General features: G+C 61.5%; 23 protein-coding genes. 10 read left to right on the top strand and 13 right to left on the bottom strand.

Going from position 1 to position 22,640, the window contains the following annotated elements; translation table 11 throughout:
- Positions 1-42: 42 nt before the first annotated feature.
- The 3 genes from JF545_RS14070 to JF545_RS14060 form a co-directional block, all read right to left on the bottom strand.
- A complete protein-coding gene (locus JF545_RS14070) occupies positions 43-537 on the bottom strand; it encodes a flavin reductase family protein (RefSeq protein WP_206943066.1) in 495 nt (164 codons plus the stop codon).
- Positions 538-765: 228 nt separating this feature from the next.
- Positions 766-1,794: a methionine synthase gene (locus tag JF545_RS14065; RefSeq protein WP_206943064.1), complete on the bottom strand. Its 1,029-nt coding sequence runs from the start codon at positions 1,792-1,794 to the stop codon at positions 766-768.
- Between the two features lie 25 nt (positions 1,795-1,819).
- Entirely contained in the window at positions 1,820-2,803 is a 984-nt protein-coding gene (locus JF545_RS14060) for a DUF1852 domain-containing protein (RefSeq protein ID WP_206943189.1), read from the bottom strand.
- 422 nt (positions 2,804-3,225) lie between these two features.
- On the opposite strand from JF545_RS14060, the gene JF545_RS14055 reads away from it, so the two are divergent.
- The 3 genes from JF545_RS14055 to JF545_RS14045 all read left to right on the top strand — a co-directional run bounded on the left by JF545_RS14055 (position 3,226) and on the right by JF545_RS14045 (position 4,999).
- The gene (locus JF545_RS14055) at positions 3,226-3,534 is read left to right on the top strand and encodes a hypothetical protein (protein ID WP_206943062.1); all 309 of its coding nucleotides are present in this window, start codon (positions 3,226-3,228) and stop codon (positions 3,532-3,534) included.
- Positions 3,535-3,732: 198 nt separating this feature from the next.
- The gene (locus JF545_RS14050; protein ID WP_206943061.1) at positions 3,733-4,179 is read left to right on the top strand and encodes a DoxX family protein; all 447 of its coding nucleotides are present in this window, start codon (positions 3,733-3,735) and stop codon (positions 4,177-4,179) included.
- A 130-nt stretch (positions 4,180-4,309) separates the two neighbouring features.
- On the top strand, positions 4,310-4,999 hold the full coding sequence (locus JF545_RS14045; RefSeq protein ID WP_206943060.1) for a pirin family protein: 690 nt from the start codon (positions 4,310-4,312) through the stop codon (positions 4,997-4,999).
- Between the two features lie 144 nt (positions 5,000-5,143).
- Here the strand turns inward: JF545_RS14045 and JF545_RS14040 are convergent, their stop codons facing one another.
- Both JF545_RS14040 and JF545_RS14035 read right to left on the bottom strand, forming a co-directional pair.
- The gene (locus JF545_RS14040; RefSeq protein WP_206943059.1) at positions 5,144-5,569 is read right to left on the bottom strand and encodes a nuclear transport factor 2 family protein; all 426 of its coding nucleotides are present in this window, start codon (positions 5,567-5,569) and stop codon (positions 5,144-5,146) included.
- Positions 5,570-5,685: 116 nt separating this feature from the next.
- Positions 5,686-6,714: a zinc ABC transporter substrate-binding protein gene (locus JF545_RS14035; protein WP_206943058.1), complete on the bottom strand. Its 1,029-nt coding sequence runs from the start codon at positions 6,712-6,714 to the stop codon at positions 5,686-5,688.
- A 307-nt stretch (positions 6,715-7,021) separates the two neighbouring features.
- On the opposite strand from JF545_RS14035, the gene JF545_RS14030 reads away from it, so the two are divergent.
- Together JF545_RS14030 and JF545_RS14025 are read left to right on the top strand one after the other, a co-directional pair.
- Positions 7,022-7,825, top strand: a complete 804-nt coding sequence (locus JF545_RS14030; protein WP_206943057.1) for a metal ABC transporter ATP-binding protein — start codon at positions 7,022-7,024, stop codon at positions 7,823-7,825.
- Positions 7,825-8,640: a metal ABC transporter permease gene (locus tag JF545_RS14025; RefSeq protein ID WP_206943056.1), complete on the top strand. Its 816-nt coding sequence runs from the start codon at positions 7,825-7,827 to the stop codon at positions 8,638-8,640. Before JF545_RS14030 ends, JF545_RS14025 begins: the two co-directional genes overlap by 1 nt.
- Positions 8,641-8,725: 85 nt before the next feature.
- Here the strand turns inward: JF545_RS14025 and luxS are convergent, their stop codons facing one another.
- From luxS to JF545_RS13985, 8 genes are all read right to left on the bottom strand, one after another.
- Positions 8,726-9,247, bottom strand: coding sequence for an S-ribosylhomocysteine lyase (gene luxS, locus JF545_RS14020; RefSeq protein WP_206943055.1), 522 nt, complete (start codon positions 9,245-9,247; stop codon positions 8,726-8,728).
- A 66-nt stretch (positions 9,248-9,313) separates the two neighbouring features.
- Positions 9,314-11,326, bottom strand: coding sequence for a threonine--tRNA ligase (thrS, locus tag JF545_RS14015; RefSeq protein WP_206943053.1), 2,013 nt, complete (start codon positions 11,324-11,326; stop codon positions 9,314-9,316).
- A 133-nt stretch (positions 11,327-11,459) separates the two neighbouring features.
- Positions 11,460-12,362 (bottom strand): GTP cyclohydrolase FolE2, encoded by a 903-nt coding sequence (gene folE2, locus JF545_RS14010; protein WP_206943051.1) that lies wholly within the window; start codon positions 12,360-12,362, stop codon positions 11,460-11,462.
- 68 nt (positions 12,363-12,430) lie between these two features.
- Positions 12,431-13,534, bottom strand: a complete 1,104-nt coding sequence (locus JF545_RS14005; RefSeq protein WP_206943049.1) for a CobW family GTP-binding protein — start codon at positions 13,532-13,534, stop codon at positions 12,431-12,433.
- A gap of 3 nt (positions 13,535-13,537) precedes the next feature.
- Positions 13,538-14,758, bottom strand: a complete 1,221-nt coding sequence (gene zigA, locus JF545_RS14000; protein WP_206943047.1) for a zinc metallochaperone GTPase ZigA — start codon at positions 14,756-14,758, stop codon at positions 13,538-13,540.
- On the bottom strand, positions 14,755-15,183 hold the full coding sequence (locus tag JF545_RS13995) for a TraR/DksA family transcriptional regulator (RefSeq protein ID WP_206943045.1): 429 nt from the start codon (positions 15,181-15,183) through the stop codon (positions 14,755-14,757). Before JF545_RS13995 ends, zigA begins: the two co-directional genes overlap by 4 nt.
- 368 nt (positions 15,184-15,551) lie before the next feature.
- Positions 15,552-17,171, bottom strand: a complete 1,620-nt coding sequence (locus tag JF545_RS13990) for a pyridoxamine 5'-phosphate oxidase family protein (protein WP_206943043.1) — start codon at positions 17,169-17,171, stop codon at positions 15,552-15,554.
- Between the two features lie 81 nt (positions 17,172-17,252).
- Entirely contained in the window at positions 17,253-17,891 is a 639-nt protein-coding gene (locus JF545_RS13985; RefSeq protein ID WP_206943041.1) for a glutathione S-transferase family protein, read from the bottom strand.
- A 165-nt stretch (positions 17,892-18,056) separates the two neighbouring features.
- On the opposite strand from JF545_RS13985, the gene JF545_RS13980 reads away from it, so the two are divergent.
- From JF545_RS13980 to JF545_RS13960, 5 genes are all read left to right on the top strand, one after another.
- Positions 18,057-18,959, top strand: a complete 903-nt coding sequence (locus tag JF545_RS13980; RefSeq protein ID WP_206943039.1) for a LysR family transcriptional regulator — start codon at positions 18,057-18,059, stop codon at positions 18,957-18,959.
- Between the two features lie 61 nt (positions 18,960-19,020).
- Positions 19,021-19,179 (top strand): hypothetical protein, encoded by a 159-nt coding sequence (locus JF545_RS13975; RefSeq protein ID WP_206943038.1) that lies wholly within the window; start codon positions 19,021-19,023, stop codon positions 19,177-19,179.
- A 200-nt stretch (positions 19,180-19,379) separates the two neighbouring features.
- Positions 19,380-20,195: an alpha/beta fold hydrolase gene (locus JF545_RS13970; protein ID WP_206943037.1), complete on the top strand. Its 816-nt coding sequence runs from the start codon at positions 19,380-19,382 to the stop codon at positions 20,193-20,195.
- A gap of 26 nt (positions 20,196-20,221) precedes the next feature.
- Positions 20,222-21,127, top strand: coding sequence for an alpha/beta fold hydrolase (locus JF545_RS13965; protein ID WP_206943188.1), 906 nt, complete (start codon positions 20,222-20,224; stop codon positions 21,125-21,127).
- A 265-nt stretch (positions 21,128-21,392) separates the two neighbouring features.
- The gene (locus tag JF545_RS13960; protein ID WP_206943036.1) at positions 21,393-22,448 is read left to right on the top strand and encodes a patatin-like phospholipase family protein; all 1,056 of its coding nucleotides are present in this window, start codon (positions 21,393-21,395) and stop codon (positions 22,446-22,448) included.
- The last annotated feature ends 192 nt before the right edge of the window (positions 22,449-22,640 follow it).

Below are 22,640 nucleotides of genomic sequence, written 5' to 3'. Positions count from 1 at the left end.
GCGTATGCATCAGCCCGGCTTTCCATCCTTCGCGCTAGCGCCTCACGCCAGCTGGCGATACTGGCCCTTGAAGTACATCAGGGGGTCACGTGGGGAAGCCTCGCCCTGGTTGAGTCGGAGCGCCTTTACCTCGCCAATCACGATAAGGTGATCCCCGGCGACGTGCTCTGCGTGAATGTCGCAATCGAGCCAGTGCAGGGTATCCGGAATCAACGGGTTGCCTAGCGGTGATGCTTGCCACTCGATACCTTGCCACTTGTCGGCCCCCTGGCGGGCGAACTGATTCGAGATCGGCGCCTGTTCAGCGGACAGCATGTTGACCGCGAAGCGACCGGCCTGGCGGATCTTGGGATAGCTGTAAGAGGTCGATTTGACGCTGAAGGAGACCAGCGGCGGATCCATCGATACGCTGTAAAAGGACTGACAGGTAAAACCGATCGGCTCACCCTCAGCAAGAGAAGAGATCACGGTGATTCCGGACGCATAGTGCCCAAGGGCCTCGCGTAAGCGGGCCGGCTCGATCACATCCCTCGGCATGTGAACTTGGCCGGTCCTTGCCGTAGCGGGTGAGCCAGAAACAGCGGGTGAGCCAGAAACAGAGGATGAGCCAGAAACAGCGGGTGCAGCGGGGTCTGAAACAACGCCTGAAACAACGTCAGAAGATGGGGCAGGGAACGACATGGTGACTCCGGAAACGTCAGACGGCATGGCCGCCGCGAGGCGATCACGGCGGCCATGGGAAAGAACGGAGGGTGCGCGCCTGGTTTAGCGTGTCAGCTCCTGGCGGACAATCGCTGCCCCCTGACTGAGGGCATCCATCTTGGCCCTGGCGACCTGGCGGGACAGCGGCGCCATGCCGCAGTTGGTGCAGGGATAGAGCTTGTCGGCGTCGACGAACTGAAGTGCCTTGCGCAGGGTGTTGGCCACCTCTTCCGGGGTCTCGATGGTATTGGTCGCAACGTCGATGGCACCGACCATGACCTTCTTGCCACGAATCAGCTCGATCAGCTCCATCGGAACCCGCGAGTTGTGGCATTCCAGAGAGACAATATCGATGTTGGACTGCCTGAGCTTGGGGAAGACCTCTTCGTACTGGCGCCACTCGGAGCCCAGACTGCTCTTCCAGTCGGTGTTGGCCTTGATGCCGTAGCCGTAGCAGATGTGAACGGCCGTCTCGCACTTCAGGCCCTCGATCGCTCTTTCCAGCGTGGCGATGCCCCAGTCATTCACTTCATCGAAGAAGACATTGAAGGCCGGTTCATCGAACTGAATGATATCGACCCCGGCAGCCTCCAGTTCCTTGGCTTCCTGATTCAGAATCTTGGCAAATTCCCAGGCTAGTTTTTCCCGGCTCTTGTAGTGACCATCGTAGAGGGTATCGATCATGGTCATGGGGCCGGGCAGTGCCCACTTGATGGGTTGATCGGTCTGGGCCCGCAGGAAGGCGGCATCGTCCACGAAGACGGGCTTCTGGCGGGAGACGTCTCCGATGACAGAGGGCACGCTGGCGTCGTAGCGATCGCGGATGCGCACGGTCTCGCGCTGTTCGAAGTCGACGCCATTGAGGTGTTCAATGAAGGTCGTGACGAAATGCTGGCGAGACTGTTCACCATCGCTGACGATATCGATGCCGGCATGGCGCTGTTCGTGCAGGGCCAGGCGCAGCGCGTCCTGCTTGCCTTCCACAAGCTCGGCTTCCTGAAGTTTCCAGGGGGACCACAGCACTTCAGGTTGTGCGAGCCAGGAGGGTTTTGGAAGGCTGCCGGCCGTCGATGTCGGGAGCAGTGTTGTCATGATGGATAGCCTTGTCAGAAGTGAATCAGTGAGCGTAATTGGCGGACCATTGTTCAAGAATCGCGCGGTAGGGTTTGATGAAGCACTCTTCAACAAACTTCCCTTGCTCGGTCGCGAGCTGGCTGCGTTCTTCTCTGTCGTAGACGATCTGCGTCAATGAATAGTCCTGCTGCTGCAGGCTCGGCTGGTAGGACTTCCCAGCAGCTGAGTTGGCGTTGTAGATCTCCGGGCGATAGATCTTCTGGAACGTATCCATGGTGCTGATCGTGCTGATGAGCTCCAGGTTGGTGTAGTCGCCCAGCAGGTCGCCCATGAAGTAGAACGCCAACGGTGCGACGCTGCCCGGGGGCATGAAGTAGCGAACCTTCATGCCCATCTTGTTGAAGTACGCATCCGTCAGCGAATGCTCCTCCTGCAGATACTCGACACCCAGCACGGGATGATGATTTTCCGTGCGGTGATAGGTCTTGGTGCTCGACACGCTGATGCAGATGACGGGGGGCTTGTTGAAATGCTCCCTGTAGGTGTCCGAGTTCACGAAGGCCTTGAACAGGTTGCCGTGCAAGACACCGAAGTCATCGGGAACGCTGAAGGTGTCCTGCCCCTTGTTGTGTTCCTTCAGCACCAGGCTGAAGTCGTAGTCCCGGACATAGGACGAGAAGTTGTTGCCCGCGATCCCTTCGATGCGCTCGTTGGTGTGCGCATCGATGATGCGGGTCTTGAGGATTTCAATCAGCGGCAGGGCACCGTCACGGGTGGACGCATCCACGGCCATTTCTACCGAAATGATCTCCAGTTCCAGCCTGTAACGGTCACCCTTGGGGTTGTCCCAGTCAGCCAAGGCATTAAAGCGGTTGTCGATCATGCGCAGGGTGTTGCGCAGGTTGTCCTCGCGCTTTTCCCCTCTGGCCAGGTTGGCAAAGTTGGTGGTGATACGAGTGCTGTCCGACGGTTGGTAGTGTTCGTCGAAACGAAGGCTCTTAACGGTGAATGCAAAGTCGTTGTTCATCGTGGGTGCCATCCTGGTTCCTGAGAGGTGAATCCAAGGCGTCTGGAGATCCAGTCGTCCTTCGACGGTGCCTTTCGGGTCAAACGGTTGATCTCGTCAAGGTTTGCTAGCTCACCGGTAGCTTGCGCGCTGGTCGTGACGAGCTGGTCGTGACGAGCTGACCGTGACGAAATAGTGATGACGATTATCAAGACACTTCTAAGATGAGGCAAACTGAAGTTTCTCATTGTTAACTTCAAATTTATTCATGTAGGTGAGATCGATGCAGCAGCGTGCAAGAGTGTCTTTATGTTCGATAAAACCGAATGGTCTATCGGATTTATGTCGCTTTTTTTCGATATTGTTGTTGTTTTAATCTTTCTTCAACGCGACAGAGACGCTGATCGCGACACCCACTACACGGTCATGAAGAGAGACACACCATGAAACTCAAGCCCGCACTGTTCACTCTGCTTTTCGCCACTGCCCCTGTCACAGCAGCCCTCACTGCCCCTGCAATCGCTCAGGCAGGTCAGGCTTCTGCCCTCACCGCGAGATTGCATGAGCCGCTCTCCTCTCAGGCGCAGCCGCTTAGCGGTACTGCCATCGAGGCGAATGCCACTAAGGTCAGCATGGAAGGTAGCACTGCCATGGTGCAGGCCCGAGCCAACCTGCAGGCACGCCACCTGCGCCACACCTCGGCGACTGCAGACAGCAATGGGCTGCAGCTGAGCCTTGACGCGACCAAGTAATCCGGAAAGGCGTCGGCCTGGAGGCTTGCGCAAGATCGACCGAGTGCTTCCCTCGGTCGTGACAATACGAACACCGTCAGTGCCACATCCATCCGCTGACTCACCGAGAGTGGAATCGCCGGGATCGCGTTCGACTCTCTATGGCAGCCGCCCGGACCCCCGTGCTGTGGCAACCGCACGAACACTCTTGGAGATATCATGAACACATCAGTCGTTAGCCGCGTCATTAGCAGTTCAGACAGCCTGGCCCCCCTGGCCCTGCGTGTGCCCGCCGGCATCATTTTCATGGCACATGGTGCCCAGAAGCTCTTTGGTTGGTTTGGCGGCTATGGTCTGGAAGGCACAGGACAGTGGATGGCCTCCATCGGACTTGAGCCGGGGTACTTGATGGCGCTGGCGGCTGGCAGCGCAGAGTTCTTTGGCGGTCTGGCGCTGTTGATAGGGCTGCTGGTGCGCCCGGCAGCGGTGGTGCTCGCGTTCACCATGCTGATGGCGATCTTCAGCGTCCACGCTGCAAACGGACTGTTCATGAGCAATAACGGCTATGAATTCGCCCTGTCGTTGTTGGCGATTGCTACCTCTCTCGCGATCAGCGGCGGTGGACGAGCCTCACTGGATGCGGTCATGGCTCGTAAGGTGTCCTGATTACCGTTGTCCGACTTTTCGACGCCCCATACCCGACCTATCCACGACTTGATCATGACCTTGATGCGTCGCCACGCGTGATCCTTTTGCGGCGGCTGCGCTTCACCAGGTGCTGCCTGTAGGAGGCAATATGAGACTTCGACATGCCCATGAACGCGGACGTGCCAACCACGGCTGGTTACGCTCTCACCATACTTTTTCGTTTGCCAGCTACGTGGATCCACGACACATGGGGTTCAGATCGCTGCGAGTCATCAACGAAGATCGTGTGACCGGTGGTGCAGGGTTTGGCACCCATCCCCACGAGGACATGGAAATTATTTCATACGTGCTGTCGGGGACGATGGCGCACCAGGACAGCATGGATAATGGCTCTACCATGCGGCCTGGAGACGTGCAGCGGATGTCGGCAGGCACGGGAGTGTTGCATAGCGAATTCAACGCTTCACCCAGTGAAGAGCTGCACTTCCTGCAGATCTGGATAGAACCTCGAGAGCGAGGCATCGCTCCCAGCTATGAGCAGCGCTCGTTCCCGCCGGAGGATAGACAGGGCCGCTGGCGCCTGGTGGTCTCACCGCAGGGGCTGGACGATTCCGTCAGCGTGAATCAGGACGTCAACCTGTATGCGGGGCTGTTCGATGCGGGCGAAAGCGCCGAGACGCCGGCAACACGCCACGCATGGCTGCATGTGGCCAAGGGCGAGGTTGCGGTCAACGGGCAGCTTATGTCCGCAGGCGATGCGGCGGCGTTTGAACCGGGAGAAGAGGTCAGGGTCGTCGGCATCGCGGCGGCTGAGGTGCTGCTGTTTGACCTTGCCTGACCTGACCTGACCTGACCTGACCTGGCCAGACCTGGCCTTGGACGGCCACCACCCTGCATGCCGTGGCTAGAGACCCAGGCCGACGTCGTCGCTCGCGACGTCAGCCTGGGTCGCGCCGACATCACCGTGCGGCTCAAGACCGCTTCAGACAAGCTGCGAGGAATGGTGGCCAGTGATCTTCCATTCTCCTGCGATTTCTTCAAAGGTGAACAGGAAGCGCGCGGGAATGGTGGCCATATCACCCTTTATGAGATAGCTGAAGACGTAGTGGCCACCGATGACGACGGTGCCCAACTTGCGACTGACACGGCGAGAGAATTCGCCGAGCTCGCAGCTAAGGTCTTCGTTGGCGAGAAAGGCATCGAAGTAGGCCTGCCTGGCAAGTCGGTCTTCTCTCACGTCGTTGGCGACAGTCGGCACAAGAATGGCGTCTTCGGCGTAAAGCGCCAGCAGGGTCTCCTTCTCTCCACGACTGACGGCAATCGCCCATCGCTCCAGCGTTCGGGTGGCCGCGTCAAGGCAGAACTGCGCATCCCGTTCAGTCAATGGCGGGGAGGTCGGGTGGGGCATGGTGAATGGCTCTCCATAACAGTGTGGGAATGAACAGACGCCGCCGACAGGGCGGGTGTCGGCGACGTCAGGGCAGAGGAGTGGCTCGTTTGACGCTCACTCCTCGAGCCCTAGCCCTAGCCCTTGGTGCAGTCGGTCATGCCGTCTGCCAGTCGCTGCAGCAGCTGTGAATAGAGACCGGGTCCCAGGTCCAGGTCGACACCGAGGGGGTCCATCACGATGGAGGTGTTGACCTCTGTTCCCTCGAACACGCTGTCAATCAGGGCAGGGTTGAACTGGGGTTCGCGGAAGACGCATTGGATGTTGTCGTCGCTGACACGGGTCTGGATCTCGCGAATTCGCGCCGGGCTCGGGTCTGATGCATCGCCAAGGGAGATGGCCCCGGAGGCGGGGACAGCGAAGCGGTTCTCGAAGTACTGGTAGGCGTCGTGGAACACGATGAAGCGAACCCCACGTGCGTCATCCAGTTGGTTATCCAGCCGCTGAATCAGCTCGTCCAGGTCAGCCTGGCCGTTCGCTGCGTTCTGGCGATACGTAGCGGCGTGCTCTGGGTCCAGTTCTGCCAGGGTGGTCGCAATCGTATCGAGCCATGCCTTGGCATTGACAGGATCAAGCCAGCCATGGGGGTCCATGCCGTCGTGTGCATGGCCATGTTCGTGATCATGAGCGGTATGCTGTTCGTGATCGTGGTCGGCATGGTCATGATCTGCGTGCTGATCGTGATCGCCATGTTTGTGACCAACATGATCGTGATCTTCGTGATCGCCATGATCATGGGCTTCAAAGGTGGCGCCTTGGCGATATGCCAGTGTCACCGTGCCGGGAGCTTCCATCAGCTCCACTTCGCGAGCGCCATCCGCCAGGGAAGTCCTGGCTCGCTCAAGCCACGGCGTCAGGCTGTCACTGACCCAGAACACGGCGTCGGCGCTGGCCAGTGCCTGCGCTTCGGAAGGGCGCATGGAATAGCCGTGGGGCGACGCACCGGGCTGGATTACCAGCTCTGGCGATCCCAACTCTCCCATGACCTGGGCCACCACCGCATGCACCGGTGGGATATCCACCGCCACGTTGGGCACGTCAGCGACGGCAATGGCCGGTGTCAGCAGCCATGGCAAGCAGAGCGGACGCAGTAGCGGTTTTTTCATCGTGTTCTCCCGGAAGGTATCGACGTGGACAGCTGACGTGGTGACGCCACGCTTGTGGAATAAAACGTTATATTATAACATTTACTGCTTGGTCAATGAGAGCCTCGTCAATAGCGCCCGCCCTGGTACGGGGTCGCGTGCACGGGGTCCGCGACAGCTCATCCTTCTCCCGCGACGGCGCGTCCCAGACAGCGCGTCCGTGCGAGTGGCCAGAAGAGCCGTCATGCCGCGCGCGCCGCGCACGGTGGCTGTGAACATCATGTCTCTGCGCGTGAGCGGCGCAGCAATAGCCAGTTGGAGAGCCTCCATGCCCTTGCTGTCCATCGACAATTTGTCTGTCGCCCTAGGGGGCCATAGCGTATTGGAGGGTATCGACCTGAGTGTCGATCGCGGCGAAATCGTGACCCTGGTGGGCCCTAATGGCTCCGGAAAGTCGACTCTGTTGCGCGCCATCATCGGTGCAGTAAGGCCATCGCGGGGGCGTGTGACCCGGGAAGCTGGGCTGGTCATCGGCTATGTACCACAGCGGTTGGCCATCGACCCGACGCTGCCGTTGACCGTGTTTCGCTTTCTTAATCTGCCGCGCCGGCATTCGCGTCAGGCGCTGGCTCAGGCGCTGGTGCAGGCGGGAGTGCCGGAGCTCGGGCAACAGCAGGTTGCGGACCTGTCAGGAGGCCAGTTTCAGCGAATCTTGCTGGCGCGAGCCCTGCTGGAAAAGCCTGACCTGCTGTTGCTTGATGAAGCGACTCGTGGCCTCGACCACCGCGGCACCGCGGACTTTTATCGGCAGATCGCCAAGGTTCGCAGCGAGCTTGAATGTGCGGTAATGATGGTCAGCCATGAACTGCATGTAGTCATGCGGGCGTCGGACAGAGTGGTGTGTCTCAATGGCCACGTGTGCTGCCAGGGCACCCCTGAACGCGTGCTCGCATCACCGGTTTACCGCCAGCTGTTTGGCCCTGACACCAGTGATGCGTTGGCGTTTTATCGGCATTCGCATCCACAGCCGTCGTCTTCCCAGTGCCCGGCCCCAGAGGACGCGGGGGCCGAGGCGCCGCCGACCACTCCAGCGAAGGCGGCAAATGACAGGCTGATGGAGGCGTCTCGCTGATGTTTGACGATTTTCTTGTGCGAGCCGTGTTGGCCGGTCTGGGAGTCGCCCTGGCGGCTGCGCCGCTCGGGTGCTTTGTTGTCTGGCGACGGATGGCGTATTTCGGCGACGCGACGGCGCATGCTGCGATTCTTGGGGTGGCTCTGTCGTTGCTGCTGTCCACCTCCATGTTGGCGGGCGTACTGGCCGTCTCGCTGCTGATGGCGGTGGTGGTCTCTCAGCTGAGTGGACGGGGCTACGCCATGGACACCCTGCTCGGCGTCATGGCGCATTCGGCGTTGGCCTTTGGACTGGTCGCGGTGTCCTTTGTGTCGGGTGTGCGCATCGACCTGATGGCGTATCTGTTCGGCGATATCCTTGCGGTGGGCAAGAGCGACCTGATGATCATCGCCGCTGGCGCGATTCTGGTGGTTAGCCTGGTGGGATGGCGCTGGTCGGCGCTGTTGACCGCCACGCTGGATGAAGACCTCGCCAGGGCCAGTGGTATCGACCCGCGGCGGGAGCAGCTGGTGCTGACGCTGTCGCTGGCGGTGGTGGTCGCGGTGGCACTGAAGGTGGTGGGAGTGCTGCTGATTGCGGCGCTGCTGATCATTCCGGCTGCGGCCGCGCGCCCGCTGTGTCGTACCCCGGAAGCCATGGCGCTGGCGGCGGCGAGCATTGGCGCCTGTTCGACCACTGGCGGGCTCCAGGCCGCCTATTGGCTGGATACGCCGACAGGGCCCACCATTGTCAGTCTTGCTGCGCTGATATTCGTTGTGACCAGCGTGGTGGGGCGTCTTTGCTATTCCCGGTCTAGGGCCGTGGGTCCCGAGTGACGACGGCTTTCAGACGGCGGCTCTCACACTGCAGCGCACGCTTGGTGGTTGACCAAGCGTGCGCTGCAGCATGTGCGCTGGGTGCTTAAACGTCGTTGCCCAGGGTCTTGAGTTGCTCGGGGCTCAAGGCCAGGTCGTCATTGCGGTTGACGCCGATGCCCTGGTCGATGATGGTGCGCGCGATCTCCTGAGCCTCTTCGAGGGAATGCATCAGGTAGGTGCCGCACTGGTGCTCGTTGAGCTCAGGAATATCTTCCATGCGCTTCACGTTGAGCACGTCCTTCATGGCCGCCTGCCAGGCATCGGCGACGGCTTGCTCGCTGGGGCTGCCCAGCAGGCTCATGTAGAAACCGGTGCGGCAGCCCATCGGCGAAATATCGATGATCTCGACGCTGTCGCCGTTCAGGTGCTGGCGCATGAAGCCGGCAAACAGGTGCTCCAGGGTATGAATGCCCTTTTCCCCCATCATGCTCTCGTTCGGCCGGTTGAAGCGCAGGTCGAACACCGTGATGGTGTCGCCCGAGGGCGAGCGCATGGTCTTGGCCACGCGCACTGCCGGGGCATTCATGATGGTGTGGTCAACGGTAAAGCTGTCGAGAAGTGGCATGTTGGCTCCTGCATATATAACGCAAGGGCACGACGTCGCGCGTCGCGCCCATTGCAAGCATGATGCTCAGGCCTCCTGGGGGAGCGTGGCGCAAGCCAGGCGCTCGAGGCGCAGTGCCTGTTCGCGGCGCTGAGCGTTGTGGTCGGGAGCCTGACATTGTTCTTCGAGCAGGGCAATGGCTTCTTGCACCGGCATGCTGCCAAGGTCGCTGCCGTCACGCAGGCGCACCGTGACCTTGCCCTCGGCGGCTTCGCGATTGCCGACAATCAGCAGGTACGGGATCCGGCTCAAGGTCTGCTCCCGGATCTTGTAGCCGATCTTCTCGTTGCGCACGTCGGCATTCGCCCGTATCCCTGCTCCCTTCAAGGCATCTGCCAGCAGCTCAGCGTAGTCCCGCTGGGCCTCGGTAATCGACATGACCACGGCCTGCTGTGGCATCAGCCAGGCGGGAAGCTTGCCCGCGTGATGTTCGATCAGGATGCCGATGAAGCGCTCGAGCGAGCCAAACAGGGCTCGATGGAGCATGACGGGCCGCTGTCGTTGGCCCTGCTCATCCACGTAGTCGATGCCAAATCGCTCGGGCAGGTTCATGTCGACCTGCAGGGTTCCGCACTGCCAGTCGCGGCCGATGGCATCGCGCAGCACGAACTCCAGCTTCGGTCCGTAGAAGGCTCCTTCGCCCGGGTTGAGGGTGTAGTCCAGCGCCATGGCGTCGAGTGCTGTCGTCAATGCTTGTTCAAGGCGATCCCAGACAGCATCGCTGCCCATGCGGTTGTCGGGGCGGGTCGACAGCTTGATGTGGACGTCATCGAAGCCGAACTCCCGATAGATATCCAGCACCAGCGCGACCACCTGCTGACACTCCTCGTTTATCTGCTCCGGCGTGCAGTAAATGTGGGCGTCGTCCTGGGTGAAGTGGCGCACCCGCAGCAGGCCATGCAAGGCACCGGATGGCTCGTACCGGTGTACCTTGCCGAATTCACCCATGCGAATGGGCAGGTCACGGTAGCTCTTCAGTCCGTGGCGATAGAGCAGCACGCTGCCGGGGCAGTTCATCGGCTTCAGCGCAAGATCTCGTCCGTCCTCGGTCTGGGTGGTGAACATGTGGTCCTGATAGTTCTGCCAGTGCCCGGAGGTTTCCCACAGACTGCGGTCCATCATGTCGGGTGTGTTGACCTCGACATAGCCGCTACTGGCCTGGCGGCGACGCATGTAGGCGATCAATGTCTGCAGCACCTGCCATCCGCCTGGGTGCCAGAACACCGCACCGGGCGCTTCTTCCTGGAAGTGGAAAAGCCCGAGCTGGCGTCCCAGGCGCCGATGATCACGACGATCGGCTTCCTCAAGACGCTGGACATAGGCCTTGAGTGCCTTGCGGTCCGCCCAGGCGGTGCCGTAAATCCGCTGTAGTTGGGCGTTGCGAGCGTCACCGCGCCAGTAGGCACCCGACAGCTTGGTCAGCGCGAAGTGCTTGAGAAACCGGGTATTGGGAACATGGGGGCCACGGCACATGTCCACGTATTCCTGGTGGAAGTAGAGGCCCAGGGTGGCTTCCTGCGGCATCTCCTCGATTAGGTGAAGCTTGTAGCTTTCGCCGCGCTCGCGAAAGATCTCTATGGCCTGGTCGCGGGGCAGGCGGCGCTTGATGACGTCGTAGTTCTGCGCGATCAGTGACGTCATGCGTTCAGCGATGGCTTGCAGGTCATCAGGGGTGAAGGGCCGTTCGTGGGCGATGTCATAGTAGAAGCCGTCTTCGATGACTGGCCCGATCACCATCTGGGCGTCTGGGTAGAGCTGTTTGACCGCGTGCCCCAGCAGGTGCGCGCAGGAGTGGCGCAGGATATCGAGCCCTTCGGGATCGCTGGGGGTGATCACCTGGACCCGGGCATCCCGGTCGATGGGGTCGCAGGCATCCACTAGCACGTCGTTGACGCGCCCGGCCAGGGTTTGCCGAGCAAGCCCCGGACCGATAGCGGCGGCGATATCTGCGACGGTGGTAGGCGAAGGCAGTGTGAGCTCGCGCTCATCCGGCAGTGTGATGGTGACGTGCGGGGCGGCCGCGGGGGCGCTGTCATTCATGTCGGTTCTCACGATGAAACGTCGTGGCGGTAGAGAAGCCCGGGTTCAGATCGCGCCAGCGCGGTGACCCAGGAGGAGGCTGAGAAGGCATGGGGGTGGCCTGTGGGTGGCATAGGACTGGCCCCAGAGGACATCACGCTTGCTCTCGCCAATTCCACTGGCTACGAGCCACGGCGTCATGGGCATGCAGGCTTTCTGCGTGCACCACCTTCAGATAAAAACCGTCGATACCGGGCTGGTCCCGCAGGACCTGGTGCACGCGACGAGCGGCATCCTCGCAGAACATCAGGTTCTGTCCGTTAGCGAGGGCAAAGGCCTGCTCGTCAACCCGTTTGACGGCGGTCTGCAGGGCAGTGCCGAGGGCCTTTTCCACCCGATCGACGATGGTCTCCAGCGGCAGTTCCGTAAGCTCTGTCGACAGGCGCAGCGACAGGTGCGCCTGACTGCGCTGGCTATGAGGGGTGGCCAGGATGCCTTGCTCACTGCCGAGCCAGGCGTGTACCGCCTCTCGGGTGACGGGGGTATCGGTGAAGTCTTCATCGAACGCCTGCTGAATCAACTGGCGTGCCAGCGCCGCCGAGCAGGGGCAGGTCGATGAATAACCGATGCTGACGTCGAGCACGGCGCTGATCTGGTCACTGGCGCTACGTCGCATGCGCAGCGCGAAGGGATAGGTCTTCCACCCTGACAGCGGGCTGATCAAGGCGGGGCGTCGCAGCAAGGCCTCGCCCTCCAGGTCCAGATAGGCCTGCTGCGAGAGCTGCTGGTGGCTGTCCAGAAAGTTGTTGAGGACGTCGTTGACGCGGGGCAACGTCAGCGGCACGTCCTCAAGCTCAGCCAGTGCCAGGTACAGGCGTGACATGTGGATGCCGCGAACCGCGGGATCGTCAAGGCTGACACCGGCCGATGCGCGGCCCGCAATGGTCTTGCCGGCGACCTGCAGTGGCAGGGCGATGCCCTCCATGCCGACCCAGTCCAGGGGAACTGAGTGAGTTGCAGGGGCGGCGGCGATATCTTCCAGAGGGTGCGATGTCATAGAAAACTCAATGTGTGACTAGGTGGCGTGGGCCATGGCCTCGTGCATCTGCGGGTGGTGCAGCTGGGCTAGCTATCGAAGTAGGTGAACAGCTGCGTCACCGTATCGGCGGCCACACCACTGGTGATGAATACAAAGCGAGACACGCCGTCCGGACAGGCGTCTGGCGGCAACGGGACGGGAGGGTGAAAGATATGCTGGACGCCATGCAGCGCCAGCGGCTGGTCTCGGTTGGCCACGTTAACGATGGCCTTGATCCGCAGCATTCTGTCGCCCAGCAGGCTCAGCAGAAGGTCCAGCCAGTCCTCCAGCACTTCGGCTGCAATCGGCGTCTCGACAGTGAAGCAGAACGAGCGAATCTGCTCGCCGTGGCGGCTTACGGGAGCGTCGTTGGAGACGCTGAGCATGGGCGTCGGCGCGCCGCAGGCGCCAGTCCCGATAGAGACGCTGGCGCCAGTCCCGACAGAGACGCTGGAGAACGAGCTGACCTGTAGATAGGCGCCGGCCCCGAGCCAGCCCTGAGCCTGCGGCGCATCCTTGGCCGACGCTGGCAGACGCCGGGCGGTGAGGCGTGCAGCATCGATTTCGCCATTAAGGACCTCGATCTGCTCGGCGGCAGGGTTGATCTCGGCCAGCTGCCTCGATAGATCGTTCAGGCGTGTCCCACCCACCAGATCGGTCTTGGTCAGCAGCAGGCAGTCAGCGACCGCAGCCTGGCGCTGTGACTCGCCATGGGCATGAAGGGTAGAGAGACCATTGGCTGCATCGACCAGGCAAACAACGCCGTCCAGACGGAAGCGCTGGGCCAGCCAGTGATCGGTCATCAAGGTCTGGAGAATCGGCGCAGGATCGGCAAGCCCGGTAGTCTCGATGATCATTCGGGACACCGGGCGCGCCTCGCGTTGGTTCAGCTGCTCCACGGCTTGCTGCACGCTGCGACTGAGGTCGCCGCGAATCGTGCAGCACAGACAGCCACTGCTCATTTCGACGATGGTGTGCTCATCGCCCTCTGCCACCAGCCGGTGATCCAGGCCGATGTCACCGAACTCGTTGATCACCACCAGCGCATCGCTCATGGCCGGCTGGCGCACCAGATGATTGAGCAGTGTCGTCTTGCCGCTGCCAAGAAAGCCGGTCAGCACGGTCACCGGGATAGGTTCGGCATTCTGCATGGTTTACTTCCAGGCGGGGAAGGGGTCGGGCAGCGTTGCCCAGGCGTCCTTGCCCTCCAGCAGCAATGACTCGCTGATCAGGCAGTCATCCAGCGCTTGGCGGATACGCGCTTCGTCGAGGTTCTGGCCGATGAAGACCAGCTCCTGTCGCATGTCGCCGAAGGGCTCTTCCCAGCGTTCCATGATGGAGGCGCGATAGTCGGGGTCTTCGGGCCAGTTGATCTCAGGGATCGCCTTCCAGAACATGCCGGCAAAGCCGTAGTGGGCGATACCCCCAGCCTGGCTCCACTGGCCGGCAAAGGTCGGCCGCGTGGCCAGCCAGAAGAACCCCTTGGAGCGCAATAGCTTGCCGCCAAACCAGTTGCTGTGCAGCAGCTCGAAGAAGCGCTGTGGATGGAAAGGACGTCGTGCGTGGTAGGCAAAGCTGGAGATGCCGTATTCCTCGGTCTCTGGCACGTGCTCGCCGCGCAGTTCCTTGAGCCATCCCGGCGCTTGCTGGGCCCGCTCGAAGCTGAAGCGCCCGGTATCCAGCACCTTGTCCAGGGATACCTTGCCATGGGCGATGGGCAGCAATTCGGCCTCGGGGTTGAGGGCGCGCAGCACGCTCGTCAGCTCTTCAAGTTCGGCCTGGCTAAGAAGGTCAGTCTTGCTGATCAGCAGCACATCGCAGAATTCGATCTGGTCGACCAGCAGGTCGGCCACATTGCGCTCGTCGTCTTCTCCCAGGCTTTCCCCGGCCTCTGCCAGGGATTGGGCCTCGCGATACTGGCTGAGGAAGTTGGCGCCATCGACCACGGTCACCAGAGTATCCAGGCGGGCGACCTCGGACAGGCTACGACCTTGCTCGTCGGCGAAGGTGAACGTTTCGGCGACGGGGAGTGGTTCGGAAATGCCGGTGGACTCGATCACCAGCGTGTCGAAGCGCCCTTCCTCGGCCAGTCGTCGTACTTCGATCAGCAGATCCTCGCGCAGCGTGCAGCAGATGCAGCCGTTGCTCATCTCTACCAGCTGTTCTTCGGCCCGGTTGAGAGTGACCTCGCCTGCCTGGTCTGGTGCACCCCTGACCAGGGCCGCGTCGATATTGACCTCACTCATGTCATTGACGATGACCGCCACTCGGCGACCTTCGCGATTGGCCAGGATATGGTTGAGCAGGGTGGTCTTGCCGGCGCCGAGAAAGCCGGACAGAACGGTCACCGGAAGGGGGGCGGCTGAGGGGGTCATGCGCTTTCTCCTCGCATCTTGCGATAGTGGTGTTCCCGTTGCTCCTGGCGTTCCTTGGCCTCAAGGGTCAGCTTGGCGGTAGGGCGCAGCAGCAGCCTGGGGATGCCGATGGGTTCGCCGGTTTCGATGCAGTAGCCGTAGTCTCCGGCATCGATCCGACGAATGGCTGAGTCGATATTGGCGATCAGGCGGGTTTCGCGATCGGCCTGACGCAGCTGCAGCCTCAGCTCCTCTTCAAAGGCGGCCTGGTCAAGTTCGTCGCTATCCCGCTCGTGGGACGCCATATTGGTCCGTATTTCCCTCAGGTGGGCCTCGATCTGGGCCCTCTCCGACAGCAGCCGCTGGCGGAAAAATGCGAGCTGCTCTTCATTCATGTAGTCGTCGTCCGACATGGCCAGAAGACGGGTCTCTTCAGGAGACGACATCGCGGTGTTCTCCAGCGATAGGGGTGAATCACGGTGTGTTGGCAGCACGCGTTGGCTTGGCTTGCGTCGTGATCACTGGCTGATCATCTGTACCGACCGCCAGGCGTTGACGCCACGGTGTGGATTCGAGCTACCACAGCTCGTCGCGCCCAAGTCGTGGGTGCAAAGTTATAACATAACAAAAAGAGGTTGCGAAGCAGGGCCGAGACGGTCGAAGTACACATGAGGGGCAAAGACGGATAGCGCGATGCTTGGTGTGGTGTTTAGCGCGAGATGGAGGAGAGGGGGAGGCGAGAGGGGGGCGAGAGGGAAGCGAGAGGGAAGCGAGAGGGAGGCGAGCCCCCCGCTACACCAGGCACCCTGAGAGGTTAAAAGGACTCGCTATGGAGGCGAGCGGCGGGGACGCCGTAGCTGATGAGATCATCGGTCAAGTTCGCTACGAAAGCAGAGGGGCCGCACACAAGATAGTGTGTTTCGGGATGACCAGCGGTCTCGAGCACGGCAGTGGCGCTGAGGCGTCCAGCAACGTGGAAGTCATGTCCGAGGCGATCTTCCGGGGCCGGCTGACTGTAGAAGATGCGCTGGTGTAAGTGGGCATGACGAGCCACCAGTTCGTTGACTTCCTGGCGCAGGGGATGTTGATTGCCTCGGCGAGCTCCGTGAAGGTACCAGGCGGGGCGTCCTTGTCTGGCCGCCGCGTGAAGCATGGCGACCATAGGGGTGAGACCAATACCCGCACTGATCAATGCCACCGGTGTCTCTTTGTCAGGCAACACGAAGTCGCCGGAGGGCCTGCCTGCCTTGATGATTGCTCCTTCGCCAATGACGTCGTGCAGGTAGCGTGATACCAGGCCGTAGGCCTCGCGCTTGATACTGAGACGGTAGTGTTGGCTATCGGCAGGATCACCTGACAGCGAGTAGCTACGCGAGGTGGTGCCAAGCTGTCCTGGAACCTGCATGTCCACGTTGAGGTGCTGGCCTGCGGTGGCCGGTACTAGGGGATGTTCGTCGACAGGTGCGAGGTAGAAGGAGGTGACGTCCTTGCTCTCGCGTACCTTGCGCTTGATCGTGAGGTCTCGTGTGTGTTGAAGATCTCGCTGCCAGCGAAGTGACAGCACATGGCGGCGTTCCAGTATGCGTTCGATAGTGACGTGTATAAATCGTCTGGCTTGTGGGTCGGAGGACGCCCCCGGGCTCCAGTCGATTCGTGCGGTGCCACTGATGTGCAGCAGGCTGCCTTGGTTGAAGTCCACGAAGACCAGACCCACCCGTGGATCCTTGAGCAGATTGCCGATGGTGTTGAAGAAGTTGTTACCCGCATAGTCCGGAATGACCAGCTCTTGCTCGCTCTCTACCTTGACGAAGCCCGGCGCGCCCCCACGATGCGAAGCGTCGAAGCCGTTGTGATGTGCTTCGGAGTGATGGTGATGGCCAGACCCCATAAACATCGTGTCGGCGCGTTCAATCCAGTGAATGTGGTCGCGTGTCAGCTGGCTGAAGCGCTTGAGCGTGCCCGGCGCGTCGGCTTGGGTACGCGATAGTGTGCGCTGTTGAATGTACTGGGGGCAGTTGCCAAAGGACTGCTGAACGTCGATGACGTAGCCATCGGAGGACCGTGAAATTCGCCCGTTGAAGCGATTCCTGCGTCGGCTGGCGAGATCGATGCCCAGCACTCCCACATCACCGCCTGAGAATAAGCGCTCGGCTAGCGGATCACTCGGCTCTGGCTCGGTACGGAGGCTCAGCTGATAGGGCGTGGGAGAGTGCAGAAATCCGTCGGCCCCCTCCAGCACAGTGACCCAGGTACGACCGTTCAGGTCGCTACCTGCCATGACCAGAAAGGGCAGAGCAGTGTGGAAATCTCGATGCTGGTCGGGCAGAAAGTCTCGAATAAAACCGCCTGCCCAACTGGCAACGTCGCCGACACCCGCACGATGCTGGGCCTCGCGTTCGCCCTGATGAAAGGGAGTGGTGGGCACTTGCGTCATGGATATCCTCGCAGGATCTTGGAGGGGAACTGATTGATGGAACTGTATTTAGGGTCGTCGATGAGCTCTGAAATATGACGGTTAGGCCGGGCGCAGCTCTGGCGCCACCACCGGTGACGATGCCATGGCCACGAAGCCAGGCAGTGCGCGCACGCGCTGCAGCCACGTATGCACGCTCGGATAAGGCCTCAAGTCGACGCCGCCTTCTGGGGCATGGGCGATATAGCTGAAGAGCGCTACGTCTGCGAGCGTCGGTCGCCCAGTGGCGAGCCATGCTCGAGTGGATAGGTGAGTGTCCAGGATACCTAGCAGGTCGTGAGCCTTTTCTACTGCTGCCGAGTGATCCAGCGGGACATCGAATACCTTGACGAGGCGAGCGGCGCAGGGGCCTGCAAACAGGTTGTCGGCAGCAATGGTCAGCCAACGCTGCACTTCGGCCGCGTCCTTGGGTGAGGCGGGAAGCCAGTCGCTGTCCGCTGCATAGTTCTTGACCAGATAAACGAGAATGGCGTTGCTGTCCGAGAGTGTATAGCCGTTGTCGTCGATGGCCGGGACGAGACCGAAGGGGCTGATCGCCAGGAATTCGGGTGCTTTGTGCGCGCGATTGGCCATATCAAGATCGACTGTCCGATAGGGCAACCCGAGCAAAGAGAGCATTAGCTCTACCCGGTGGCAGTGACCAGACTTTGGCGTGCGGTATAGGGTGATGGGGTGCGACATGATGGGTGCCTGCTGTGGAAGTGTGAGCTTAAGCCTCGGTAATGACGAGCATTGGACGGCCACTGTGGCGGGCCTCACTGCTTGATGAGCTTATCTCCCTTCGTTTTATGAATTAATATGGCAAAAAAGAAAGGCACTATTTTATGAAATGGAGGTAATCGGCGAATGGATCGGCTGCAAAGCCTAAAGGTCTTCATTGCGGTGGCAGAAGCCGAGAGCTTCGCGGAAGCCGCTCGCCGACTTGGCATGAGTGCGCCCTCGGTGACGCGAGGGGTGAATGCCCTTGAGGCTCGTCTAGGTACGCGGTTACTGATCCGCACCACCCGTCGAGTGCGATTGACAGAAGTAGGTCGCGCCTATCTGGAGGATGCCCGTCACGTGCTGGCGCAGCTGCAGGCCGCTGACGATGCCGCTTCCGGCGCGGCCATTCGTCCGCTCGGCGAGTTGCGACTCACCTGTCCCAATGAGTTCGGCCGGCGATATATGACGCCCATGCTGGTGGACTTTCTCGACGCCTATCCGGATGTGTCAGTGGATGTCGTGATGCTCGACCGAGTGGTCAACATGGTGGAAGAGGGCTTTGATGTGGCACTACGTATCGGTCCTCTTCCGTCATCAGAACTGGTCGCAGTCAGGTTGGGGGACGTGCGACGAGTGATCTGTGCAGCACCTGATTATCTAGAGCGCTGGGGCGAGCCTCAAAAGCCTCAAGAGCTAAAGGATCATCGCATTGCCGCGGTCTCTGCCTTGAGTCCAATCGTCGAATGGCGCTTTGGACGTGACGAAAAGGACACCGTGAGGATAAGTCCTCGGCTACGTCTGAGTAGCGTGGCTGCGGGGATCGAGGCAGCGTGTCACGGCTGGGGGCTGACGCGTGTGCTGTCGTATCAGATCGCGGATGAGCTGGCCTCGGGCCGTCTGCGCGTGGTGCTGCAGGATCACGAGCCCGCTCCTTGGCCGATTCATCTGGTGCATGTCGAGGGCCGGCGTGCGCCAGCGAAGGTGCGTAGCTTTGTGGATTTTGCCCGCGATCGCCTGCGTGCTCGTTTGGCAGACATGCTGGAGTGAGCGTGGCCGCAGCCGCCCTGCGGATAGTCTGACGATTGCAGCCCATTGCAATGAGACTGGCATGCGGGCTTCTGGTGTCGTCACCGATGAGTTACCGGGCCAACCAAAGCCCAATGATCACTGCGATGGCGACGGTGAGGAAGAAAATGCGGTTGCGCTGACGCGTATCACGACGGGGCTTGGAGGACACGTGAAATACCTGGCTGATGAAAGCGAATGACGAGGCTTCAGAAGCGCCGGTGGTTGCCATGAGACAGGTGCTAAGAGGACAAGACTCCACGGTGGCGACCGAAGGCCTACGTCCCACTGCCGGCAAGCCACTTGAGCACGGCGCTGACTCGCCATAGGGTAAACTCGTTAGCCTGCTGACGCTACCGGCGGCCGGATTGCCGCTGCCCCTATGATGATGAGCGAAGGACAATGACCGAGTCACACCGCCCGACCTTGCTGTTTGCCCACGCCAACGGGTTTCCCGGGGGCAGCTATCGCAGTCTGTTGGCTCCACTGAAGGAGCGTTTTGTCATCCAGCCACTGGACCGGCTGGGGCATCATCCTGACTTTCCTGTTGGTCACAACTGGCTGGCCTTGCGCGACGAATATCTGGACAGCACGCGTGATCTGCCGGGCCCCTTTATCGGCGTGGGGCATTCCATGGGCGGCGTCATCACCGCCATGGCAGCGCGTCAGGCTCCTGAGCGGTTCCAGGCAGTGGTGATGCTCGACCCGCCGCTGATGCTGGGGTTGGACGCAATGGCCATGCGCCTCAGCAAATGGCTAGGCATGGTGGATCGGGTGACCCCGGCGGGCAAGAGCAAAGGGCGGCGCGCGCGCTGGGAAAGCCGCGATGCCATGCGTGCCCAACTGCGGCGCAAGGGGCTGTTTCGGGCCTTTACGCCGGAAGCCCTGGACGACTATATCGAGGCAGGCACGACGGTATTGGAAGACGGTAGTGCCGTACTGAGCTATGACCCGGATATCGAGGTCGAGATATTTCGTCACCTTCCTCACCACCTGGATCGTCTGCCCCGCGAGGTGTCGGTGCCTATCGGAGTGTTGGCGGGAGCGTCGTCGGATCTGCTGACGCCGTCGCGCTGCAGGCGGCTTAGTCGCCGCGGTATCGTGCTGGAGACGGTGCCGGGGACGCATATGTTCCCCATGGAGCAGCCGGATGCGACGCGAGAGGCCTTGCTGTCCATGATCGATCGCCTGCTGGCACCAGAGGGGGCGCGTAAATGACCCGGATTCCGACGACGGCAACCGCCATGACCTCGACAGGCGCTGCTCTGGGTTTGGCTGAAGGGCGCCTGGCTGAAGGGCGTTTGGCTGCGCTGGTCTGGGGGGAAGAGGGGGCGCCCACCTGGCTGGCGCTGCACGGGTGGCTCGACAACGCGGCCAGCTTCAGTCGTCTCGCGCCGCTGCTGGCACGTCGCCTTGGCATACGCATCGTGGCCATCGATATGGCGGGCCACGGGTTGTCACGGCCACTGGCCGGGAGTCTCGATTACGCCATCTGGGACTACTGCCATGACCTGCTGGACGCCATGGACGATCTGGGGCTGGAGCGCGCACCGCTGCTGGCGCATTCGCTGGGGGCAGGGGTCGCCTGTCTGCTGGCCGCTGCGTTGCCCGAGCGGGTCGAACGCCTGGTATTGATCGACGGCCTGGGAGCTCTCACGACCGCACCGCAAGAGACCGCCCAGCAACTCGGACGGTCGCTCAAGGCGCACCGTCGCCGGCGGTCCCGCTCCCCCCGCTATGCGGATCTCGACAGCGCGGTGGAGGCACGTGTCGTCGGTGGTGCGACGCCCGTGGATGCCGAGACGGTTCGTGACATTGTGGCGCGCAATCTGGCACCAGCGGACGATGGGCAGCTGCAGCTGCGCACTGATCCACGCTTGCTGCGACCCTCTCCCGTCAGGCTGACCGACGAGCAGGTCGCCCACCTGCTTGAGGCTATTGCCTGCGAGGTACTGCTGATCGAGGGACGCGACGGTATCCTCGGCGACAGCCCCCGCGGCATTGCGGCGCGGGCACGGGTTCGCCAGCTGACACGGCACGTGCTTGAGGGCGGGCATCATCTGCATGCTTCGCCCAGCCATGTGCAGGCGGTGGCAGACACCATCGTCAGTGCCTTAGGCGACCCCGGGGGTCCCGCCGCTTCATCCTAGCTGGCCCGGCAAGCTCCGGCATGGGCATGGCGTGGGGCGTCAGCCGCTCGTACCAGATGCCGGCCTCGAAGCGGCTGCGCCGTGATCAGCGGTGTAAGTGTTTCCACGCAGGGGTGGACTAATCTGATAGACAGGTTCGAGGCAGCCGTATTCGCCAGAGCCTGTCAGATCATCGTGCGTCGGCAGGACGGTCATTGCCCAGCCCTCGACCTTGCCGTGGACTCGGGGACGACCCGCCGACATCAAGCGGCAGGAGGGCCACGCCATGACGACCTATCGCCACGACTGTCCGCCGGGCTTGCCCGGCAAGCGCATCGCTCTGACCCTGGGCAGCGGCGGAGCCAGAGGCTACGCCCACATCGGTGTTCTGCAGGAGCTGGCCGCGCGCGAGTACGAGATCGTCGCTATCTCGGGGTGTTCCATGGGCGCTCTGGTCGGGGGGATCTTTGCCGCGGGCAAGCTGGAGGACTATCGGCAGTGGGTGGAGGAGCTGGGCTCGTTCGGGGTGCTGCGACTGCTCGACATGTCTTTCACTTCCATGGGCGCCATGCAGGGCAAGAAGGTCATGAGCAAGATCGAGTCCTTCATCGGTGATGTGGCCATTGAAGATCTGCCGATACCGTTCACTGCGGTGGCCACCGACCTGGTGCGCCAGCGCGAGGTATGGTTTCAGCGCGGTTCGTTGCTGAAGGCTATCCGCGCCTCCATTGCCATCCCGGGGGTGTTTACCCCGGTGGAGGACGGGCCACGCCTGCTGGTGGATGGCGGCCTGCTGAATCCCTTGCCGATCATTTCCAATGTCTCGGTACACGCGGACCTGGTAATGGCCGTCAACGTCACGGCCAACAGTCCGCAGCTGGTCACCCTGGAAGAACTGTTGCCGACCCATTGTCCCAGCTGTGACGAGTCACGTGCTGGGTCGGCGTCCCCTGCGTCTTCCCCCTCGAAGGACGAACGACGCAAGGGGGATCGAAGACACGAGGCGAAAGGGACGCCGCTGGTACGTCGGCTGCTGGACAGCGCCAATACCGAGGCCGAGGCGGATCGCGCCGAGCGGGGCACGGCGGCGCTGGGTCCCAAGGACTGGGGACGCCTGGCCACCATCCTCACCTCATTCGATATCACCCAGGCGGCCCTGGCGCGCTACAAGGAAGCGGGATACCCGCCCGATATTCTGGTGGAGGTGCCCAAGACGGTGTGTGGGTCGTTTGAGTTCCACCGGGCCAGAGACCTGATTCGGCTGGGACGTCACCTGACCTGCCAGGCGCTGGATCGTATCGAGACCTGTGGCCTGGTGGAGCATGCCGAGGTGCGTCGCTAAGCGCATCACTGGCGATTACGTGGCGGCGGATCGCCAGCGCAGGCAGTGATGCGGTGTGCCCCAAGGAAGCGCCGCAGAAATGTAGCGAGCGATGGCAGGTCGGCTACTGCCGGAACGGAAAGTCCGGAGTTTACGAGCGGTTAAATGAGGATCTTGAGTAACGCCAGCCGTCGAGATGTCGAGCGCAGCAAT

The sequence above is a fragment of the Halomonas litopenaei genome (genome assembly GCF_017303055.1).
Classification (GTDB): domain Bacteria; phylum Pseudomonadota; class Gammaproteobacteria; order Pseudomonadales; family Halomonadaceae; genus Halomonas; species Halomonas litopenaei_A.
This window is presented reverse-complemented; position numbering and strand designations above follow the sequence as displayed.

Coding starts and splice junctions, on each gene's coding strand:
- folE2 (WP_206943051.1), bottom strand. CDS start 12,362: ATGACATCGCACCCTCTGGAAGATATCGCCGCCGCCCCTGCAACTCAC.
- JF545_RS14055 (WP_206943062.1), top strand. CDS start 3,226: ATGAAACTCAAGCCCGCACTGTTCACTCTGCTTTTCGCCACTGCCCCT.
- JF545_RS14035 (WP_206943058.1), bottom strand. CDS start 6,714: ATGAAAAAACCGCTACTGCGTCCGCTCTGCTTGCCATGGCTGCTGACA.
- thrS (WP_206943053.1), bottom strand. CDS start 11,326: ATGAATGACAGCGCCCCCGCGGCCGCCCCGCACGTCACCATCACACTG.
- JF545_RS14070 (WP_206943066.1), bottom strand. CDS start 537: ATGCCGAGGGATGTGATCGAGCCGGCCCGCTTACGCGAGGCCCTTGGG.
- JF545_RS14025 (WP_206943056.1), top strand. CDS start 7,825: ATGTTTGACGATTTTCTTGTGCGAGCCGTGTTGGCCGGTCTGGGAGTC.
- JF545_RS13995 (WP_206943045.1), bottom strand. CDS start 15,183: ATGTCGTCTCCTGAAGAGACCCGTCTTCTGGCCATGTCGGACGACGAC.
- JF545_RS13960 (WP_206943036.1), top strand. CDS start 21,393: ATGACGACCTATCGCCACGACTGTCCGCCGGGCTTGCCCGGCAAGCGC.
- luxS (WP_206943055.1), bottom strand. CDS start 9,247: ATGCCACTTCTCGACAGCTTTACCGTTGACCACACCATCATGAATGCC.
- JF545_RS13980 (WP_206943039.1), top strand. CDS start 18,057: ATGGATCGGCTGCAAAGCCTAAAGGTCTTCATTGCGGTGGCAGAAGCC.
- JF545_RS14065 (WP_206943064.1), bottom strand. CDS start 1,794: ATGACAACACTGCTCCCGACATCGACGGCCGGCAGCCTTCCAAAACCC.
- JF545_RS13970 (WP_206943037.1), top strand. CDS start 19,380: ATGACCGAGTCACACCGCCCGACCTTGCTGTTTGCCCACGCCAACGGG.
- JF545_RS13965 (WP_206943188.1), top strand. CDS start 20,222: ATGACCTCGACAGGCGCTGCTCTGGGTTTGGCTGAAGGGCGCCTGGCT.
- JF545_RS14030 (WP_206943057.1), top strand. CDS start 7,022: ATGCCCTTGCTGTCCATCGACAATTTGTCTGTCGCCCTAGGGGGCCAT.
- JF545_RS13990 (WP_206943043.1), bottom strand. CDS start 17,171: ATGACGCAAGTGCCCACCACTCCCTTTCATCAGGGCGAACGCGAGGCC.
- JF545_RS14050 (WP_206943061.1), top strand. CDS start 3,733: ATGAACACATCAGTCGTTAGCCGCGTCATTAGCAGTTCAGACAGCCTG.
- JF545_RS14040 (WP_206943059.1), bottom strand. CDS start 5,569: ATGCCCCACCCGACCTCCCCGCCATTGACTGAACGGGATGCGCAGTTC.
- JF545_RS14005 (WP_206943049.1), bottom strand. CDS start 13,534: ATGCAGAATGCCGAACCTATCCCGGTGACCGTGCTGACCGGCTTTCTT.
- JF545_RS14060 (WP_206943189.1), bottom strand. CDS start 2,803: ATGAACAACGACTTTGCATTCACCGTTAAGAGCCTTCGTTTCGACGAA.
- JF545_RS14045 (WP_206943060.1), top strand. CDS start 4,310: ATGAGACTTCGACATGCCCATGAACGCGGACGTGCCAACCACGGCTGG.
- JF545_RS13975 (WP_206943038.1), top strand. CDS start 19,021: ATGCGGGCTTCTGGTGTCGTCACCGATGAGTTACCGGGCCAACCAAAG.
- JF545_RS13985 (WP_206943041.1), bottom strand. CDS start 17,891: ATGTCGCACCCCATCACCCTATACCGCACGCCAAAGTCTGGTCACTGC.
- zigA (WP_206943047.1), bottom strand. CDS start 14,758: ATGACCCCCTCAGCCGCCCCCCTTCCGGTGACCGTTCTGTCCGGCTTT.